Consider the following 18524-nt stretch of genomic DNA (forward strand, 5'->3'; position numbering starts at 1 on the left):
CGGGGCCTTCGGCCGCCCTCTACTGGCGTGAGACGGCGGAGGCGCCGCCGCGCAGCACGAACTTCTGGATCTTCCCGGTGGCGGTCTTGGGCAGCTGCTCCACGAACTCCACCTGGGTGGGCGCCTTGAAGTGCGCGAGGTGCTCACGCGCGAAGGCGATGACCTCCTCCTCCGTGGCGGACACACCCTCGCACAGCACCACGGAGGCGCGCGGCGTCTCGCCCCAGCGCTCGTGCGGCACACCCACGATCGCGACCTCCAGCACGGCCGGATGCCGGAGCAGCACGCCCTCCACCTCAACGGAGGAGATGTTCTCGCCCCCGGAGATGATCACGTCCTTGATCCGGTCCTGGATCTCCACGTAGCCGTCCGGGTGCGTGACCGCCGCGTCCCCGGTCCGGAACCAGCCGTCGCCCATCGCGAGTTCGGTGGCCTCGGGATCGTTGTAGTAGCCCTTCATCACCACGTTGCCGCGCACGGTGATCTGGCCGACGGTCGTCCCGTCCCAGGGCACCTCGGCACCCGTCTCGTCCACCACGCGCAGCTCACCGGAGGTGATGAGCTCCACCCCCTGGCGGGCCTTGAGCGCGCCGCGTTCACGCACGGACAGGTCCCGGTGCTCCGGCCGGGGCTCGCAGACCGTGATGAAGGGCGTCGTCTCCGTCAGCCCGTAGACGTGCGTGACCGTCCAGCCGAAGTCCTCCTCCAGCCGCTCGATGGTCTCGGCGGCGGGCGAGGCCCCGGCGGTGACCACGTGCACCCCCGGCGGGACGGAACCGCGCACGGCCTCGGGCGTGTTGGAGAGCATGATCAGCACCGTCGGCGCCGCGCACAGCCAGGTGACCTCCTCCGTGCGGATGAGCTCGAACACCCGCTTCGGTTCCATGGCGGGCAGGCACACGTGGGTCCCCCCGGCCGCCGTGACCGTCCACGTGTAGGTCCAGCCGTTGGCGTGGAACATCGGCAGCGTCCACAGGTACCTCTCCCCGAGCCCGATCCGCAGGTGCAGCAGGGTGCCCACCGAGTTCATGTACGCGTTGCGGTGGGTGATCATCACCCCCTTGGGGCGTGCGGTCGTGCCGGAGGTGTAGTTGATCGTGAGCAGGTCCGTCTCCGCGATCTCCGGTCGCGCGAAGTCGGGGGAGGCCGCTGCCACCAGGGACTCGTAGTCCTCCCACCCGTCGCGGGCGCCCTCCAGGGCGACGAACCGCTCCACACCGGGCATCCGGTCGCGCACCCCGTCCACGGCGTCGAGCTGGTCGGAGTGCACGCACAGCACCCTGGCGCCGGAGTGGTTGACGATGTACACGAAGTCCTCGGCGGTCAGCCGGAAGTTCACCGGGACCAGGACCGCGCCCAGCTGCGGGACCGCGTAGAAGGACTCCAGCTGGGCGTGGGTGTTGGGGGCGATGTAGGCGACCCGGTCGCCCTTCTCCACCCCCATGCCCTGGAGCGCGGTCGACCAGCGGTCGCAGCGGTCGAAGAACTCCTCGTAGGTGAGCCGGAGCTCCCGGTCGACCAGCGCCTCCCGGTCGGGGTGGAGTCTGCGGGTCCGGCGGGCGAACTCCAGGGGGGTCAGGGTGAGTTCCATCGTGCCCTCTCTGTGTGGTGCTGCCTGGTGTCGGGGACCTGGTCGGGACCGGTGCGGAGGCCGAACAGCGCGGCCGCGTTGTCGTGCAGCACCCCGCGCAGCCAGTCGTCGCCCAGGTCCAGCCCGACCAGACTCCGGATCTGGTCGAGGTAGCGGTACGGGATGTTCGGGAAGTCCGAGCCCAGGAGGACGCGGTGCCCGAACTCCCGGAGGCGGGGCAGCTCGGCGCGGGGGAAGGGCGACCGCCGCTCCGTGAACGGGGTGAACGTCATGGTGGTGTCCAGGTGGACGCGTTCGTGTTTCTCGACGAGGTCGAGGAAGGCCGTGTACTCGGGTGCTCCCGCGTGGGCGACCACGGCGGTCAGGTGCGGGTGCTGGCGCAGCACCTCGGAGAACGGCCCGGGGCCGGTGAAGTTCCCGGGGGTGGGCCCGGAGCCGCAGTGGACGACCACGGGGGTCCCGGAGTCGGAGAGGGCGCCCCAGACGTCGGAGAGCAGGGGGTCGCGCGGGTCGTAGCCGCCGACCTGGAGGTGGGCCTTGAAGACGCGGGCACCGGAGCGGATCGCCTCGGGCACGTAGTCGGCCGCCTCGGGCTCCGCGAAGAAGGTGGCGCTGCGCAGGGAGTCGGGGTGGCGCTCCGCGAAGTCGGCCGACCAGTCGTTGAGCCAGGTGGCCATGGCCGGTCGGTGGGGGTAGGAGAGCGCGGTGAAGCCCAGGACACCGAACCCGCGCAGGAGCGCCACCCGTTCCCGCTCGTCCGTCCGGTAGCGGGGGTTGATCGGCCAGACCCCCGCACCGAGGGCGTCGAAGTAGGCCCAGACCTTGCGCAGCACGTTGTCCGGCATGAAGTGCGTGTGCACGTCCACGAGGCCGGGGAGCCCGAGCCCGCCCAGGATCCGGCGGAGCTCGGCCTCCTCGTCGCCCTCGGGGAGCGGTGAGATTCCAGTCACATCCGTCAGCCTACGACCGATCCGAACCGCGCTCGGGCCCGGGGCCGGAGTCAGGCTCCGCTGATCGAGGCCGAGCCGACGAGCATGACGATCAGGAGCCGCTGTTCGTCCCACTCGCGGGTGGGGCCGTCGGTGCGAGGCGGTCGCTGAGTGGAGGTGCGCAGGCGTCCCGGGTCAGAGGGTCAGGAGGAGGACGCCCGCGACGACCACGGTCGAGGCGACGATCCGGATCGGCCCCACGCGCTCCTTGAAGAACACCAGCCCGATCAGCGCCGCGAAGACGATGCTGGTCTCCCGCAGGGCGGCGATCCCGGCGACCGCCCCGGACAGCTGCGCCCACAGGACCAGCCCGTAGGCGCCCGCGCTGACCGCGCCGCCGAACAGGCCGACCTTCCAGATCGGCCTCAGCTGCCCGACCAGCTTCCCCCGCCGGGTGGCCAGGGCCACGAGGAAGAACACGGGACCCTGGAGCATCATGATCCACGTGATGTACCCGAGCGGGTCCTGGGTCAGACGCACGCCGTAGGCGTCCACCACGGTGTAGGAGGCGATCGCCAGACCGGTCGCGAAGGCGGCCAGGAGCGCGGGCACGTGGTGCCGCTTCGGCAGCCCGCCCGCGAACACCAGGATCATGAGCCCGGCCGAGATGACCAGGACCCCGACCAGCTCCTGGGGTGGCAGGTGATCACCCAGCAGGAGCACGCCGATGAGGGCCACCACCCAGGGCGCGGTGCCGCGCGCCAGGGGGTAGACCTGCCCGAAGTCGCCGGTCCGGTAGGACAGCATCAGCAGGGTCAGGTAGATCAGGTGGGTGGCGAGGGAGCCCAGCAGGAGCGGCCAGGCCTCGGGCGGGGGCATCCCGACCACGAACAGCAGCGGGAGGGTCGCGAACATCCCGCCGAGCCCGATGAGCGCGAAGCCGAGCAGCCGGTCGCTGATCGCGTGCGCGATCGCGTTCCACGCCGCGTGCAGCAGGGCCGCCACCAGCACCGCGAAGACGATGGGTGTGGTCATTGGATGTCTCGCAGAGGGGAAGGGGAACCCCGCAAGGCTAGCCCCCACCCCCCGCGCCACCCGGCGGCGCCCCCGCCCTCACCCGGTCGCCGCGCCGGTCAGGGGCGGTGGGCCCGGACGTTGGTGGGTGCGATGTGGTTGTTGCGCAGGTGCTCGTAGACGATCGAGGCGCGCACGTCGGCCACCTCCGGGCGCTCGGTCAGCTTGTCCACCACGAAGGCGTACAGGCTGTTGTTGTCCGGCAGGGCCACGTGCACCAGGAAGTCCTCGTTCCCCGAGGTGACGAAGACCGACAGGGTGTCCGGCAGGGCCCGGACCCAGTCGCGGAAGGCCTCGATGTTGTGGCGCGAGGGCTTCACGACGCTGACGGTGATGAGCGCCTGGACGGGGCGGCCGATGAGTTCGAGGTCCACGTCCAGCAGTGAGCCCCGAATCACACCCCTTTCTCGCAGCGCGCGGGTCCGATCCAGCGTCGTCGTGGGCGACGCGCCCACCGCTGCGGCCACGTCGCGGTTGGTTTTTCGTGCGTCTGACTGGAGTTCGGCCAGGATCGCCGTATCTAGTTCGTCAAGATCAGCCATGACCGGAGTTTACCCGTACTTAATACGGGTTGTTGTGTTTGACTCCGGAGCATGCGTAACATTTGAGCGAAAAGGTCGTATTTGGCTCGCCGGGAAGTGATCCTTTCCCGGTCGGCAGTGTCGCCCGCCGGTCGGCCCAGCACTGGTGCAACGTCGCACCACCGCAACACAAGGGACGTCCGTCACCGTGAGACCTTCCTCCGTCGTGGCCGTCACCGACCGACCGTCGGTGGGCCCGCGAACGCGGGGCCGCATCCTGGCCCTGCTCGCCATCGTCTGCGCGGCGCTCAACCTGCGCCTCGTCGTCACCGCGCTCTCTCCCCTGCTGACCACCATCGGCGCGGAGTTCGGCTTCACCGCCACCGTCGTGGGTGTCTTCGGCACCCTGCCGCTGGTGGCCTTCGCCGTGTTCGGCCTGATCACCCCGGCCGTCATGCGCCGCCTGGGCCCCGAGGCCACGGCCGCGCTCAGCATGCTGCTCACCGGAGTGGGTCAGGTGACGCGCGCCTTCGCGCCCGACACCGGCGCCCTGCTGGCGCTCACCGGAATCGCGCTCGTCGGCGCCGCCCTGGGCAACGTCGTGGTCCCGCCGCTGATCAAGCAGTACTTCCCGGACCGGCTGGCCGCCCTCAGCACCGTGCAGATGGTCGCCATCCACCTGGGCGCCCTCTTCCCGCCGCTGGTCGCGATCCCCCTGGCCGAGGCCGCCGGATGGCGGGTGGCCCTGGGCGCCTGGTCCGTCCTGGCCCTGGTCGCCGCGCTCCTGTGGACCGTCCAGTGGCGGCGCTCCGGCGGCGCCCCGCGCGCCGTGGTGCCCTCCGGGGGTCCCGCCCTGGCCCGCCCGATCTGGCGCGTGGGCATGGCCTGGCGGATGGCGCTGCTGTTCGGCATGGTCACCTGGAACGTCTTCACGCTGTTCACGTGGCTACCCGCCCTGCTCGACGACGCCGGACACAGCCCCGCCCTGGCCGGGAGCCTGGTCTCCCTGATGGTCGGCGCCAGCCTCCTGTTCGGCCTGGTCGCGCCGATCGTCACCCTGCGCGCGGCCAACACCTTCCCGATCGTCGCCCTCGGGCTGGCGGGCTACGGCGTGGGCTACCTCGGCGTGGCCCTGGCCCCCGAGCACGCCGCGCTGTGGGTGCTCTTCCTCGGCATGGGCACCAGCCTGTTCGTGGTCACCATGACCATGATCAACGCCCGCAGCTCCACGCCGCAGGGGGCGGCCGCGCTGTCCGGCTTCGTGCAGGGTGCGGGCAGCGGTATCGCCCTGGGCGGCCCGCTGCTGTTCGGCCTGTTCAACGAGCTGACCGGCGGGTGGACCCTCTCCTACGCGGTGATCGCTGGCGGTTCGCTCGCGGTGGCCCTCGTGGTCGCCTACGTGGAACGCACCCCCTGGACGATCGAGGCGGCCGCCCAGCGCCACGGTCCGGTCCCGACATCCGACCCCACGGGCGTCCGCTCGTGAGGGTGCGGCCGGTAGTGGCCAAATAGTCGGATATGCGACTGATGGGTGCTCACAAGCTCGCAATGCCCACAACGGACGCATAATGTCGATCTGAGCAACCCACCCCCCGAAAGACCCTCCTTCGTGATCCCCGCCTTCCCCTCCTGACGCCCGCGACCCGCACGCACACCGCGACGGGGGTGCCTGGGGCGAAGCGCGGAGCGGGGCCGCGGGGCATCCCGGGACCCACCGGGTATCACGACGGGTGGTCGGACACCATGACGATCGAACAGCGGCGCCCCCTCCCGCCCCCGGACAGGGCACCAGCGGGCCCGGCCGCGTCGGCCCCGCTCCTGCGCAACCAGGACTTCCAGTCCCTGTGGTCCAGCCGGTTCCTCGCCGGGCTGGGCAAGGAGAGCGGCGAGGTCGCCTACCCCCTGCTCATGCTGACGCTGGCCGGATCGGCCGCCGAGGCCGGATTCGTCGGTGCCGCCCAGGTGGCGACCACCATGGTCGCGGCGGTCGTCGGGGGCTCCCTCGCGGACCGCGTCAACCGCCGCGCCGTGCTGCTGGTGTGCGACCTCGGTCGCCTGCTGCTCCTCTTCGCCTTCGCCGGGACCCTGCTCAGCGGGCACGCCACGGTGCCCGTGGTGATCGGCACGGCGGTGGTGTCCTCGGCGTTCATGGGCGTCTCCAACCCGGTCGCCATGGCCGCGATCAAACAGCTGGTGCCACCCGCGCAGATGGCCGACGCCGCCGCGCAGAACCAGATCCGCTTCTTCACCACGACCGCCCTCGGCGCGCCCCTCGCCGGGTTCCTGTTCAGCCTGGGCCGCGCCTACCCCTTCCTCACGGAGGCGCTCCTCTACCTGGTGTCGGGGGCGCTGATCCTGCGCATCCGGCGCCCCATGCAGGCCCGCCACGACGGGACCGAGCGGATGAGCCCGCGCGGTGCGGTGCGGGGCTTCGTGCTACTCGCCCGGCACCCGATCCTGCGGCCGATGCTCGCGTGGATCGTCTGCTTCAATCTGGCCTTCACGCAGACAGGAGCGTTCCTGGCGCTGATCGCCACGGCCGACGACCGGGGCGCCTCCCACCTCGTGGTCGGCCTCACCGTCTCGCTCGCGGGCACCGGCGGGCTGCTCGGCGCCCTGGCCGCCGGGGTGGTCGTGCGCCAGGTGCGCCCCAGCACGATCTTCCTCTTCACCGCCTGGACGGCCCCGGTGTGCGCGCTCGCGCTCCTGGTCGCGCCGGGCGTGCTGTCGCTCGGACTGATCGTGGGGTTCGTGTTCGCCGCCGTGCCCTGCGTGAACGCGGTGTTCTACGGCTACGTCGCCACCTCGGTCCCCGACCGCTACCAGGGGCGTGCGCTCGGTGCGGTGACGTTCATGTCGCTGCTCTCCCAGCCGATCGGGATCCTCATGGTCGGGCTGCTCTTCGACCTCGCCGGACCCACCCTGGTGTTCCTGATGATGGCGGTGGTGTCGGCACTGGCCGCCCTGTTCACGCTCGGCCCCACCATGCGTGACCTGCCCCGCCCGGAGGAGGTCGCACAGGGCTGAGCCCCGGTCCGGGCCAGTCGCGTCCTGAACCCTTCGGTCCCTTGGCGCTTGCCCCGGGAGAGAAGCGCCCCTCGTCGGACACGGCGTGGCCCTAACCCTTCGGTCCCCGAGTGCCGCTCGCCCGGGGATCGACCTCCGCCGGACACGGCGCGGCCCCCGAACCTCTGGTCCCGTGGTGTCGCTGGCCCGGGGAGAAGGCGCCTTACGGCGGACCAGGCGACCCTTGAACCCCTCCGGTCCCGTGGTGCCTACTCGGGGGCGCCCCCCGTCGTACTCGGCGCCCCCGAATCCTCTGGCCCGGGGTGCAGCTCGCTCGGGGAACGCCCTGCTCCGGACACGGCGCGGCCCCCGCCAGGGGGACGGGGGCCACACCGCGTCCGAACGCCGCACGGCGCCGGAGTCGTACCGGTCAGCCGGTGACCGGCATCGCCATCACCGGATCCGACGTGGGCTGGTCCGAACCGCCCTCAGGCTCGACGGTCACCGCCACGCCCTCGGTGCCCTCCTCCGGCTCCGCCAGGACCGGCAGCACGAACCCGGCCTCGTCCACGGACAGCACGCCCGCCGAGTACACGCTGCCGTCGTCGCGGGTCAGCCAGAGCTGGTAGTCCTCCTCGTGCAGGTCCTCCAGGCCGTGCGCGCTGAACACCAGGTCACCCAGGGCCTCGGAGCTCACCACCGTCACGCTCACGCCCTCCATGGGCTCCGCACTGGTGGAGACCGCGTCCGGAGCCGAGATCACCGCCGCGATCCGCTGCTCGTTGGCGTGCAGCTCGTCCACCTGTCGGCCCTGGTCGAGCACCACGGCGCCCAGCGCGACGATCGCCGCCACACACGCCGCCAGAGCCAGACCCAGCATCCACGGCCAGGTGCGGCGGGCGCGCGGCTCGGGGAGGCGTTCCGGAGCCGGAGCGAGCTGCCGGGTCCGGGCGACCTCCTCCAGCACCCGGGCCCGGAGTTCGGCGGGCGGGGTCTGCGCGGTCGCGGCGGCCAGCCGCGCGGAGGTCTCGGCGAAACCCCGCACCTCCTGGACACAGGAGTCGCAGTCGGCCAGGTGGTCCTCGAACCGGGCGCTCTCGGTCGGGGAGAGGGCGTTGAGGGCGTAGGCCCCCGTCAGCGTGTGCGTGTCCTGTCCCATCGTCCCTCTCACCACTCCACCCCCAGACAGTCTCTGAGCCTGATCAGCCCGTCACGCATACGCGTCTTGATGGTGCCCAGGGGCGCCGACAGCAGTCTGGCCACCTCACGGTAGGAGTAGCCGCCGTAGAAGGCCAGCCGCACCGACTGCTCCTGGAGTTCGGTCAGCGTGTCCAGACATCGGCGCACACGTTCTCGTTCGAGCCGGTTGGTGGCCTCCTCGGCCACCTCGTCATAGGGCCGCTGGGTGTCGGCCGCCGCGGCCCGGGCCTCCCGGTCGCTGCTGGCCTGCTCGGACCGCACCCGGTCCACGGCCCTCCGGTGGGCCAGGGTCATCACCCAGGCCTGGGGGCTGCCCCGGCGGGCGTCGTAGCGGCAGGCGCTGCGCCACACCTCGACGAGCACCTCCTGCGTGACCTCCTCCGACTGGGCGGGGTCGCGCAGGATGCGGCGCACCAGCCCGTACACGGTGGGGCTGATGAGGTCGTAGACCCGGCCGAAGGCCTGTTCGTCGCCGCGCGCCACGAGGCGCAACAGCTCCTCCAACCCGGGCGGATCGGCGTCGTGGGACGCGTCGTGCGGCGCGGCGGCTGCCCTGTCCATCCGGACCCTTCTCGTCTCGGCGGTGGTTCGTTCTCTCCGTGACCCGGCCTCGGGGCTGGCCCGGTCGGCTTCCCGGCGGGGACCCGGACGGCCCGGCCTCAACGCGCGGACCGCCCGGGTGACCTTCCGACGAAGCCTCTCATCAGGAGGGCATCAGCACCGTGTCGACGAGGTAGACGGTCGCGTTGGAGGTCTGCACGTTGCCGCAGACCACGCGGGAGTCGCCGTTGACGGTGAAGTCCTCGCCAGCGCCCTCGGTGGTGACGTCGTCACCCTGGAGCGAGGTGAAGGTGCCGTCCTCCAGGGCGTCGGGAGCCTGCTCGCCCTCGACCACGTGGTACGTCAGCACCTCGGTGAGCTGCTCCTGGTCCTCCAGCAGGGCGTTGAGGTCCTCCTCGGGGATCTTGTCGAAGGCCTCGTTGGTGGGCGCGAACACGGTGATGTCCTCGGCCGAGTTGAGCGTGTCGACGAGGTCGGCCTCGCCCACCGCCGTGACCAGGGTGGACAGCAGCGGGTTGTTGGACGCGGCCGTGGCGACCGGGTCCTGGGCCATGCCCTCGAAGCTGCCGTCGCCGTCCGCGGGCACCTCGGCGCAGCCCGGCCCGAAGTTCTCACCGGCGGTGTCGGTGCCCTCGTCCATGCCCTCCTCGGAACCGGTCCCCTCGGTCTCCTCGGCGGCCCCGGCGTCCGTGTTCTCACCGGCGGAGTCGTCCATGCCACCGCAGGCGGACAGACCGAAGGCGAGCGCGGCGGCCGCGGCGGTGGCGGCGAGCGTGTTCCTGCGGGCGGTGGCGGTCATGCGGTTCATCGTGATCTCCCTTGTCGGTGACTGCGTTCGGTCGGTGTGAGGGGGTGTCGGTGCGCGGCGGCGGCTCTCGGCCCCGCCGCTCAGGTGGCCGTGAACCGGATCCGGTGCCAGCCGGTGGCGCCGTCGGGGATCGGGTCCACGCGTTCGGAGGGTTGGGTGAAGCCGGTGGTGTCGGTGGCCCGGACCTCCACCGAGTGGTTTCCGGGGTCGACGGTGGTCTCCGTGACCCACTGGACCCAGGTGTCGATGCCGGGGACGGCGGCGAGCTCGGCCTCCCACCAGTCGCCGTCGTCCACGCGCACCTCCACTCCGGCGATCCCCGTGTGCTGGGCCCAGGCGACCCCGGCCAGGACCACCTCGCCGGACCCGACCCGGCCCAGAGGGGAGGGCACGTCGATCCGGGACATGGTCTTGATCGGGGCCCGCACACCCCAGCCGCGCTGGGCCCAGTAGGCCTCCTCGTCGGCGAAGCGGGTCAGCCGGATGTCGGTGACCCACTTGGTGGCGCTGACGAAGCCGTACAGACCGGGGACCACCAGGCGGGCGGGGTAGCCGTGCTCGCGGGGGAGCGGCCGCCCGTTCATGCCCACGGCCAGGAGGGCGTCGCGGCCGTCCATGACCACCTCGGTGGGGGTGCCGCAGGTCCAGCCGTCGCTGGAGGTGCTGAGGATCTGGTCCGCGCCCGAGTGCACCCCGGCCTCCCGCAGCAGGTCGGCCAGGGGGAACCCGAGCCAGCGGGCGTTGCCGACCAGGTCCCCGCCGACCTGGTTGGACACGCACGACAGGGTGACGTCCGCCTCGACGAGGTCGCGGGAGAGCAGTTCGTCCATGGTGATCTCGAACGGGCGGTCCACCATCCCGTGCACGCGCAGCGTCCACTGGGCGGGGTCCGGCCGGGGGACCGTCAGGGCGGTGTCGATCCGGTAGAAGTCCTTGTTGGGGGTCGTGAAGGGGGCCAGCCCCGGAACGCCGAGGTCGGCGCCGGACGGCAGGGCGGGCAGGGGCGCGGCCGGGGCGGGCAGGGACAGCGAGGCTCCGGAACCGGCGCCGCCCAGCAGGGACGGCAGCGCGCGTCCGAGCGCACCCGCAGCCCCGGAGGCGGCCAGGACCCCGGCGGCGGTGAGCACGAAGCCCCTCCGGCCGGGACCCGCGTCCGAGCCCGTCCGGGAGACGCCGGGGGCGTCACCCTTCGCGCCCGGCTCCCGGGCCTGCCCGGTGTCGTCCTCGGAGCCGTTCCCGGTGTCGCCCTCGGAACCCGTCCCGGTGGTCGGGTCCGCGTCGGTTCCGTGCCGCGGCCCGGCTCCGGGATCCGACCCCGCCCCCTCTGCGCGGACCGGGCCCAGGCTCCTCAGCAGCAGGGCGAGGGCGACGGCCCCCGCGACCCCGCCGACGACCACGGCCGCGGCCGCCCCCAGGTCGTCGGCGCGGCGCAGGGCCACGGCGGTCAGCCCCGCCGCCGTGAACAACCCCAGTCCCACGTATCCCGCCACGGGGCGGCGCGAAGCCACGACACCCAGGGCCGCCCCGGACAGGACCAGCACGAGCAGCACTCCGGTGACCAGCACGGCCTTGTCGGCCGTGCCGAAGAGCGCGATCGCCCATGACATGAGGAACCGGGGGCTGTTGTCGACGAGCGCGTCGCCGACCGTGACCACCGGGGACGTCACGCCGAGGAGCCCGGCGGCGAGTTCACCGAAGCCGAGCGCCGCCCCGACGACGAGCAGGCCGAGACCCGCCCCGACGCCTCGGCGCCGTCCGTCGTGTGGCGGGTGCTGTTCCCCGCGTGTCCTGGTAGTCACGTGGGTCATTCGGGGCCGGGAGGGAACCGGATTGGTGGACGGGCGGTTTTTCCGGGATTTCTCCCCCGGCCCCCGGCGTGCCCCTCCGTCCGCCCCGGTCAGGACGGCATGAGGAGCATGTCCACCACGTGCACGGTGGCGTTGGCGGTCCGCACGTCCGCGCAGACCACGGGCGAGTAGTCGTCCACCGTGTACGCGCCGGTCGAGCCCGAGGTGCGCACCCGGCCGCCGTTGAGGGAGTCGAACACGCCCCCGTTCAGCTCCCCGCTGCCGACCTCCCCCGCGACGACGTGGTAGTTGAGCAGGTACGCCAGGCTGTCCGGGTCGTCGAGGAGGTCGTCCATCTCCTGGTCCGGGTACATGTCGAAGGCCTCGTTGGTCGGGGCGAACACGGTCATCCCCTCGGCCGTGTCCAGTTCCCCGTCGAGCCCGGCCCGCTTGAGGGCGTCGGACAGGCGGCCCAGCACCGGACTCCCCGCCACAGCGGTCGCGAAGGGCTGGTCGGCCATCGCGTCGAGGCTGCCCTCGCCCTCGGAGGGGAAGTCCGAGCACCCGGGGCCGAAGGGTCCGGCCGCGCTCCCGTCACCGGCCGAGCCCTCCCCGGTCTCCTGCTCCGCCCCTTCAGGGTCCTCGTCGTCGCCCCCGGAACCACAGGCTCCGAGGGCGAGGACGAGCGCCACGGCGGTCGTCGCCGCGGCGCGAGTGGATCTGCGCATGCGTCACTCCTTCGGGTGATGTCCTTCCGTCACCGGGATACGACGCTACGCGTCGGTAGCTTGTTGGGTGGTCCCCGACTCACACCACCCGGGCACGAACACACGCCGCCCGGGCCCGGCGGACCGCACCTTTGGAGGGGGCGGTCCTGCTCCGCGGGCGAAGAATCCCCCATACGGGTCACCCCTGGCCAGGCAGGTCGTCGCCGCCCCTACGGGGACGCAGTGGTCGGTTCGACCCCGTGAGTGCAGGAGGATGTTGCCCGTACGTCTCCTCAACGATCGGAGTTCCCCCACATGGCGCGGAAGACGCCCCTCACCGTGGTCGCGCTCATGGTCTCTGGCACCCTCCTGCTCAGTGGCTGTACCCCCGTGTCCGACTGGTGGTCGGAGACCTTCGGCGACGCGTCGGGCCCGCCGGAGGTGAAGGAGGAGTTCCCCTACGTCCGCGAGGGCCGGATCTTCCAGGACACCGGGCAGGACGCCGAGATGCGCTTCTCGATCACCGGCCTGGAGCGCACCGACGACTACACGGTCATGCACTACGAGGTCACCTACCTGGACGACTTCGCCGGGCCCAACCGGAACCTGAGCATGGCCCACACGCTCGTCGACCCCCTGACCGGTCGCGTGTACCGGCAGTTCCTCGACGAGGGGGGACTCAAGTACGGATCCGAGAGCCCGAACGAGGACGGCCTCTACCCCGTGCACGACGGGGTCACCAACGAGTACACCCGGTACTTCCCCCGCATCCCCGACGAGGTGTCCCAGGTGACCTTCGTCGGCAGCGGTCTGGGCGCGATGACCGGCATCCCCGTCCAGGACGTGGACGAGGAGAGGGCGGACCCCGAGAACCCCAACGGGCCGGACCACCTCAGCCTCGACGACCCGCCCGGACGCGGGGAGAACCTGACCTTCGCCAACCGCCGTCCCGACGAGGACGCCGTGGCCGACGAGGGCTGGGTACAGAGCTTCGTGGACTCCGAGATCGCCTCCACCACGCGTGACGGCGACCGCGAGATCATCTCCCTCCACTCGGACGTCATGTTCGAGTTCGACCGCTCGGACCTGACCGACACCGCCGCCGACGTCGTGCGCAGGGCCGCGACCACGCTGGCCAACAACGTCGACCCCGACGACCCCACCATCACCGTCATCGGCCACACCGACGGCATCGGGGACGCCTCGTACAACGACAACCTGTCCGTGGAGCGCGCCGAGACCGTGCGGAACCTCCTCGCGGAGGAGCTCGGCACCGACTACGCGCTGGAGGTCGAGGGCCGGGGCAAGCGCGAGCCGATCGCCCGCGAGGGCGGTCCGGACGACGAGGAGGCCCGCGCGCGCAACCGCCGCGTCGAGTTCTCGTACGTCTTCAACCCCACCGTCGAGGCCACCGAGGACGAGGAGTACGACGACGACGGCCTGGGCGTGGCCCAGCGCAACGTCACGTGGCCCGCGCCGTACAGCGACGACCCGGGCTCCGTGGTCGCGGAGGGGGAGAAGGACGGCATCCGTCTGGAGATCCATCCGCTCCGCCGCGACGGCGCGTACGTCATCGGAACCGTGGCGATGACCAACACCACGGACCAGCCGCTCACCCCCGAGCTGGGCGGCTCCGAGTCGGTCGCGGGCGGGCCCGAGCAGTTCAACAAGGGCACCCTCGGCGGCTTCCAGCTCTTCGAGCCGGAGAACGGCCTGGTCCGCTACGTGGCCCAGATGGACTTCGGTGAGGGGCGCTACAGCAGCTTCGCCGAGGAGGTCCACATGATCCAGCCCGGCAACACCCACGAGCTGGTCGCGGTCTACCCCGCGCCCCCCGTGGACGTGGAGGAACTGACCCTGCGCGCGGGTCCGTTCGGTGAGTTCGAGGAGATCCCGGTCGAGTACTGATCCGGGAACCCACGGGGGCCGCCGACCACGGGTCGGCGGCCCCTCTCGTGTTCCGGGCCGGTCGCCCGCGCGGACCCGCGTTCGACCGGGTTCGCCCCCTGTGACCGAACTGGTCCCCATTTCGTGACGAAGTGTCTCCGAAGCCGGTTAACGTCTGTCGACAGACGCGCCGTGAGCGGGAACCCGGTACCAGGCCCGCACGTCTGAACGACGCACACGTCCCCCGGCGGCTCCCGCTCCGCCGTTCCTGTTCCCAGAGAGGGAGCCCCATGTCCCACCCCCACGACCCGAACCAGCCCTACGGTTCCGATCAGCCGTACGGCCAGCAGCCCCCGTACGACCCGAACCAGCCGTACGGTCAGCAGCCTCCGTACGACCCCAACCAGCCTCCGTACGACCCGAACCAGCCGTACGGGGCGCAGCCGCCCCCCTACGACCCGAACCAGGGTCCGTACGACCCGAACCAGCCCTACGGCGGGCAGCCGCCCTACGGGCCCCCGCCCGTGCCGCCGAAGTCCGGCATGTCGACCGGCAAGAAGGTCGGCCTCGGGTGCGGTGGCTGCCTCGGCGTCCTCCTGATCCTGCTCCTCATGGTCGGGTGCGTGGCCGCCCTGAGCGGAGGTGACGAGACGTCCTCCTCCACCGAGTCCGGCTCCTCGGACACCGAGGAGGCCGCGGTCGAGGAGACCGAGGAGGCCGAGGAGGAGCCCGCCGAGGAGGAGGCCGCCGAGGAGGTCTCCGACATCGTCCTGACCGCCTCCCACGCGGGCACGGCCGGTGACACGATCGACGACACCGTGTACACCGTCATCGACGTCACCGTCGAGAACAACAGCGACGAACCGCTTGAGGTCAACCCGATCTACTTCAACGTGATCCTGGCCGACGGGACCGTCCGGTCGGACTGGGCGGACGCGATCTTCGCGGACATCAACCCGCTCTCCGCCGTGACCCTGAGCCCCGGCCAGCGCGTCGAGGGCCAGATCGCGGTGGTCGGTGACGACGTCGACGTCGCCTCCGTCGAGATGGACGAGATGTTCGGTCTCGGGGAGACCATCACCACCGACATCTCCTGAGCACACGGAAGCGGGAACGGCCCCGGTCGGCGTACGTACGCCGACCGGGGCCGTTCCACGTCCACCGTGTCGCGGGTCAGACGGCGAGGAGCCGCCGGACGCGGTCGCTCTGCTCCTCGGTGAGCTTCACCGAGGCGGCGGCCATGTTCTCCTCCAGGTGCCCGACCCGCGCGCAGCCCGGGATCGGCAGCATCACCGGGGACCGGTGCAGCAGCCAGGCGAGCGCGAGCTGGGCCGGGGTCACCCCGAGCTCGGCGGCCATCGGGGCCAGCGGGGAGTCCGGTCCGGCCAGTTCACCGCGGGCGATCGGTGCCCAGGGCAGGAACGCGATCCCGTCCTGCTCACAGCGCTCCAGCACGTCCTCGGACCTGCGCTGGCTGAGGCTGTACTCGTTCTGCACCGAGGCGATGGGGGTCGTCTTGCGGGCGGTCCGGAGCTGCTCCCTCGTCACACCGGTCAGCCCGATGTGGTGGATCTTGCCCTCCTCGCGCAGTTCCACCAGGGCACCCAGCTGCTCGGACAGCGGCACCTCCGGGTCGATCCAGTGGAGCTGGAGCAGGTCGATGCGCTCCAGGCCCAGGTTGCGCAGGCTCGCCTCCACCTGGCGCTTGAGGTGCGCGGGCCTTCCGTTGGCCTCCCACTCCCCGGGGCCGGAGTGCGTCATTCCCACCTTGGTGGTCACGAGGAGGTCCGAGGGGTAGGGGTGCAGGGCCTCGCGGATCAGCCGTTCGTTGACCTCGGGGCCGTAGGAGTCGGCGGTGTCGATGAGGGTGACGCCCAGCTCGACGGCGCGCCGCAGCACGGCCACGGCCTCGTCGCGGTCCTGGGGCTCTCCCCACGCGCCGGGACCGGTCAGCTGCATGGCGCCGAAACCGAGGCGGTGGACGGGGAGGTCTCCACCGATGGCGAAGGTCCCCGACTGGCGGGCGAGATCCGGTGTGGTGTGTACGTCGGTCACGAGAGGTTCCTTCCGGGCGGCACGGGGCCGCGTGACAGGGGCGGAGGGGGATCGGGCCACGACGTGCGAGACCAGGCTCGCTGCGGTGTTGCGGGAAGAATCCCAGCAGGTGGGGGCGGTGGCAAGGAACCTCTGAGCGCGTCGGTGAGGCGATGCGGATTCCGGGTGGGCCGGGGGTGGGAACGTCCGCCGACGGTGCTTTTGCCGGGCCGGGCACACCCGGACCGGCCGTCCGATGGGGAGTTCCGGCCGACCCCGAAAACGCGTGAGGGGCCGCCGACACGCGTCGGCGGCCCCTCGCACGTGGGGGTCTAGTCGCGGATCTGGCCCGCGGCCTGGAGGACCACCCGCTCCAGGTCGCCGCGCTCGACGTCCTCGAAGTAGGCGATCGCGGTGACGTGGAAGTCGCCGGGCAGCTGGAGGTACAGGTGGCGGCTGGAGCCGTCCACCGTGCCGACGTACTCCAGGTCGCCGCCCAGGTCGTCGGAGTCCTCCGTGTGGTAGGTGTCCACGTCCACGTCGACGTCCACCTCCCAGTTCATCTCCGCCTCGGCGCCGGGCACCTGGACGACGTCCGGGTTGGCGCTCGGGTCGGCGCCCGAGGTGAACACGAGGGTGAACGACGGCGTCCCGGGCCCCGTGCTCCCGTCGCTGAACGTGCAGGAGAGCTGCTCGGCGTCCTCGATCCCGTCGATCTCCCCGCTCTCCTCGGTCAGCACCTGGCCCGGTGCCAGGTCCCCGACGATCTGCGCGGCGCCGGCCGCCTCACAGGACTCCGGGAGGCCGTAGGCGGACGACTCCTCCTCCGGCTGCTCCTCGGGGCTCGGGCTGGCGCTCGCCTCCTCCTCGGGGGAGTCCGCGCCGCCTGACGACATGCTCAGGTCCAGGTCGAGGTCGACCACGTCGCAGCCGACGAGGACGACACCGCCGATCACGACTGCGGCGACGGCCGTGCCCAGGCACGAGAGGGGTGAGGACGGGATCAGGCGCATGGGTGGCTTTCGGTTCGGGGGTGCGCCGGGCGGAGGCGGCTCCGGCGGGGGACACACAGGGAAACCTAGCAAGTCCGGGGCTCCGGGGCGGCCCGTCGCGGGGGGTGGGGGCAGGAGGGGACGATCCGGCCTCGGCGCCCGGTTCCCGGAATGCCAGAATCAGTATCGGTAATAGTCTGAAAAGGGAGGGGCCGTAGGTGCCAGTGTGATTTATGACCGGTTTCGCACCTGGTTTCCCTTTTCGGTATTGTGTGACCCCCCTCATCCCCTAGGCAATCCGGAGCACCCCCCGACATGCTCGACACGGACATTCGCCTTGAGTGGTTCGTCTCGTTCCTGGCGGTGGTCGACACCGGCAGTTTCGTCGCCGCCGCAGAGTCCACTCGCAGGTCACAGCCACGGGTCAGTCAACACGTCGCCGCGCTCGAACGGGAGATCGGCCAACCGCTCTTCGACCGGAAGAAGCGTCCGGTTCAGCTCACCGAGGCGGGCGGCGCCCTGGCCGTCCAGGCCCGCAACGTCCTGCGCGCCCTGGAACGGGCCGAGTCCGCGATGGCGCCCTGGCGGGGCGGCACGCGCGGCATCGTCTCCCTGGGCTCCTATCCCAGCGCCAGCGCGGCCTTCGTGCCCGCACTCCTCCAGTCCCTCGCGGTCAGCGACCCGGACATCAAGGTGGTGCTCACGGAACACGCCACCCTCGAACTGGACGAGGCCCTCGCTGCGGGCGGCATCGACCTCTACCTCAGACCCATGACCCCCGAGCCCGCGTCCCCCTCGGTGGTCAGCAGGCCCCTGTGGGCCGAACCGCTGGTCGTGGTGCACGCGGAGGACCACCCGCTCTCCGACGTCCCCGACCCCGTCCCCATGGCGGTCGTGGCCGAACACCCCATCGTGGTCATAGGACGCCTCGACGCCCCCGAGACGGCGGAGTTCGAGTCCTACCGGGTCTTCCAGGAACACGGTCTGACCATCACCCCGGTCCAGGCCACCAACCAGCCGCAGACGCTCGTGTCGCTGGTCGCGCACGGGATCGGGGTCGGGGTCACCAACTGGCTGGCCGCCTGGAGCGCCGACACCCGGGGGGTCCGGGTGCGGCCCCTGGAAGGCGCCCCCAGACGCCGTGTGGCCGTCTGCTGGGACTCCACCCGCGCCCTCACCCCGGCGGCGCGGAGAATTCTCCAGGCTGTAACCGAAGCGCCCCGACCTGCGGGAACGCTGTCGACAAGGGTACGGAACACACGACGCGGTGAGGAATAGGTCACCCCGACCGGGCAGTATTCGCTTTCCTGATAAGGGTATAAGCGAAGGGAACTTCACGGTTGGGGCGATATCCCGATACGGTCGGCAAGCGAAAGCATGAAAGTTCCGGGCGACTCCTCGTCCTCCGGAGCTTCGCACGCCCTCCA

General features: G+C 71.5%; 16 protein-coding genes. 5 read left to right on the forward strand and 11 right to left on the reverse strand.

What is annotated here, in order from left to right:
• Positions 1-19 precede the first annotated feature (19 nt).
• From AC0VYL_RS00900 to AC0VYL_RS00915, 4 genes are all read right to left on the reverse strand, one after another.
• Complete coding sequence (locus AC0VYL_RS00900) at positions 20-1591, reverse strand: long-chain-fatty-acid--CoA ligase (protein WP_475482034.1); 1572 nt, start codon at positions 1589-1591, stop codon at positions 20-22.
• Positions 1576-2541: an amidohydrolase family protein gene (locus tag AC0VYL_RS00905; RefSeq protein WP_475482035.1), complete on the reverse strand. Its 966-nt coding sequence runs from the start codon at positions 2539-2541 to the stop codon at positions 1576-1578. Before AC0VYL_RS00905 ends, AC0VYL_RS00900 begins: the two co-directional genes overlap by 16 nt.
• 174 nt (positions 2542-2715) lie before the next feature.
• Positions 2716-3555, reverse strand: coding sequence for an EamA family transporter (locus AC0VYL_RS00910; RefSeq protein WP_475457958.1), 840 nt, complete (start codon positions 3553-3555; stop codon positions 2716-2718).
• A gap of 98 nt (positions 3556-3653) precedes the next feature.
• Complete coding sequence (locus tag AC0VYL_RS00915; RefSeq protein WP_475457960.1) at positions 3654-4136, reverse strand: Lrp/AsnC family transcriptional regulator; 483 nt, start codon at positions 4134-4136, stop codon at positions 3654-3656.
• Positions 4137-4323: 187 nt separating this feature from the next.
• On the opposite strand from AC0VYL_RS00915, the gene AC0VYL_RS00920 reads away from it, so the two are divergent.
• Positions 4324-5601, forward strand: coding sequence for an MFS transporter (locus tag AC0VYL_RS00920; protein WP_475457963.1), 1278 nt, complete (start codon positions 4324-4326; stop codon positions 5599-5601).
• Positions 5602-5858: 257 nt separating this feature from the next.
• Positions 5859-7142 (forward strand): MFS transporter, encoded by a 1284-nt coding sequence (locus AC0VYL_RS00925; RefSeq protein ID WP_475482036.1) that lies wholly within the window; start codon positions 5859-5861, stop codon positions 7140-7142.
• A gap of 409 nt (positions 7143-7551) precedes the next feature.
• Here the strand turns inward: AC0VYL_RS00925 and AC0VYL_RS00930 are convergent, their stop codons facing one another.
• The 5 genes from AC0VYL_RS00930 to AC0VYL_RS00950 all read right to left on the reverse strand — a co-directional run bounded on the left by AC0VYL_RS00930 (position 7552) and on the right by AC0VYL_RS00950 (position 12205).
• Positions 7552-8280 (reverse strand): anti-sigma factor, encoded by a 729-nt coding sequence (locus tag AC0VYL_RS00930; RefSeq protein WP_475482037.1) that lies wholly within the window; start codon positions 8278-8280, stop codon positions 7552-7554.
• A gap of 8 nt (positions 8281-8288) precedes the next feature.
• A complete protein-coding gene (locus AC0VYL_RS00935; RefSeq protein ID WP_475458082.1) occupies positions 8289-8882 on the reverse strand; it encodes a sigma-70 family RNA polymerase sigma factor in 594 nt (197 codons plus the stop codon).
• A gap of 142 nt (positions 8883-9024) precedes the next feature.
• Positions 9025-9690, reverse strand: a complete 666-nt coding sequence (locus tag AC0VYL_RS00940; RefSeq protein WP_475458084.1) for a fasciclin domain-containing protein — start codon at positions 9688-9690, stop codon at positions 9025-9027.
• An 80-nt stretch (positions 9691-9770) separates the two neighbouring features.
• Positions 9771-11489: a molybdopterin-dependent oxidoreductase gene (locus AC0VYL_RS00945; protein ID WP_475482038.1), complete on the reverse strand. Its 1719-nt coding sequence runs from the start codon at positions 11487-11489 to the stop codon at positions 9771-9773.
• 98 nt (positions 11490-11587) lie between these two features.
• Complete coding sequence (locus AC0VYL_RS00950; protein ID WP_475458089.1) at positions 11588-12205, reverse strand: fasciclin domain-containing protein; 618 nt, start codon at positions 12203-12205, stop codon at positions 11588-11590.
• A gap of 294 nt (positions 12206-12499) precedes the next feature.
• Between AC0VYL_RS00950 and AC0VYL_RS00955 the strand changes: the two genes are divergently transcribed.
• Positions 12500-14092, forward strand: a complete 1593-nt coding sequence (locus AC0VYL_RS00955) for an OmpA family protein (protein WP_475482039.1) — start codon at positions 12500-12502, stop codon at positions 14090-14092.
• Positions 14093-14361: 269 nt separating this feature from the next.
• On the forward strand, positions 14362-15168 hold the full coding sequence (locus AC0VYL_RS00960) for a DUF4352 domain-containing protein (protein WP_475458094.1): 807 nt from the start codon (positions 14362-14364) through the stop codon (positions 15166-15168).
• Between the two features lie 76 nt (positions 15169-15244).
• Here AC0VYL_RS00960 and AC0VYL_RS00965 read toward each other — a convergent pair whose 3' ends face one another.
• Positions 15245-16126, reverse strand: a complete 882-nt coding sequence (locus AC0VYL_RS00965) for an aldo/keto reductase (protein WP_475482040.1) — start codon at positions 16124-16126, stop codon at positions 15245-15247.
• A 311-nt stretch (positions 16127-16437) separates the two neighbouring features.
• Positions 16438-17118, reverse strand: a complete 681-nt coding sequence (locus tag AC0VYL_RS00970) for a hypothetical protein (protein WP_475482041.1) — start codon at positions 17116-17118, stop codon at positions 16438-16440.
• A 294-nt stretch (positions 17119-17412) separates the two neighbouring features.
• Between AC0VYL_RS00970 and AC0VYL_RS00975 the strand changes: the two genes are divergently transcribed.
• Positions 17413-18375 carry a LysR family transcriptional regulator gene (locus AC0VYL_RS00975; protein ID WP_475458101.1) on the forward strand — a complete coding sequence of 321 codons (963 nt, stop codon included), beginning with the start codon at positions 17413-17415 and terminating at the stop codon, positions 18373-18375.
• The last annotated feature ends 149 nt before the right edge of the window (positions 18376-18524 follow it).

It is taken from the genome of Nocardiopsis sp. iso_238 (genome assembly GCF_056173325.1).

Excerpts from the sequence above, each read along its gene's own strand:
- AC0VYL_RS00955 (WP_475482039.1), top strand. The coding sequence starts at position 12,500 with ATGGCGCGGAAGACGCCCCTCACCGTGGTCGCGCTCATGGTCTCTGGC.
- AC0VYL_RS00975 (WP_475458101.1), top strand. The coding sequence starts at position 17,413 with ATGCTCGACACGGACATTCGCCTTGAGTGGTTCGTCTCGTTCCTGGCG.
- AC0VYL_RS00925 (WP_475482036.1), top strand. The coding sequence starts at position 5,859 with ATGACGATCGAACAGCGGCGCCCCCTCCCGCCCCCGGACAGGGCACCA.
- AC0VYL_RS00930 (WP_475482037.1), bottom strand. The coding sequence starts at position 8,280 with ATGGGACAGGACACGCACACGCTGACGGGGGCCTACGCCCTCAACGCC.
- AC0VYL_RS00910 (WP_475457958.1), bottom strand. The coding sequence starts at position 3,555 with ATGACCACACCCATCGTCTTCGCGGTGCTGGTGGCGGCCCTGCTGCAC.
- AC0VYL_RS00900 (WP_475482034.1), bottom strand. The coding sequence starts at position 1,591 with ATGGAACTCACCCTGACCCCCCTGGAGTTCGCCCGCCGGACCCGCAGA.
- AC0VYL_RS00915 (WP_475457960.1), bottom strand. The coding sequence starts at position 4,136 with ATGGCTGATCTTGACGAACTAGATACGGCGATCCTGGCCGAACTCCAG.
- AC0VYL_RS00950 (WP_475458089.1), bottom strand. The coding sequence starts at position 12,205 with ATGCGCAGATCCACTCGCGCCGCGGCGACGACCGCCGTGGCGCTCGTC.
- AC0VYL_RS00960 (WP_475458094.1), top strand. The coding sequence starts at position 14,362 with ATGTCCCACCCCCACGACCCGAACCAGCCCTACGGTTCCGATCAGCCG.
- AC0VYL_RS00935 (WP_475458082.1), bottom strand. The coding sequence starts at position 8,882 with ATGGACAGGGCAGCCGCCGCGCCGCACGACGCGTCCCACGACGCCGAT.
- AC0VYL_RS00940 (WP_475458084.1), bottom strand. The coding sequence starts at position 9,690 with ATGAACCGCATGACCGCCACCGCCCGCAGGAACACGCTCGCCGCCACC.
- AC0VYL_RS00970 (WP_475482041.1), bottom strand. The coding sequence starts at position 17,118 with ATGCGCCTGATCCCGTCCTCACCCCTCTCGTGCCTGGGCACGGCCGTC.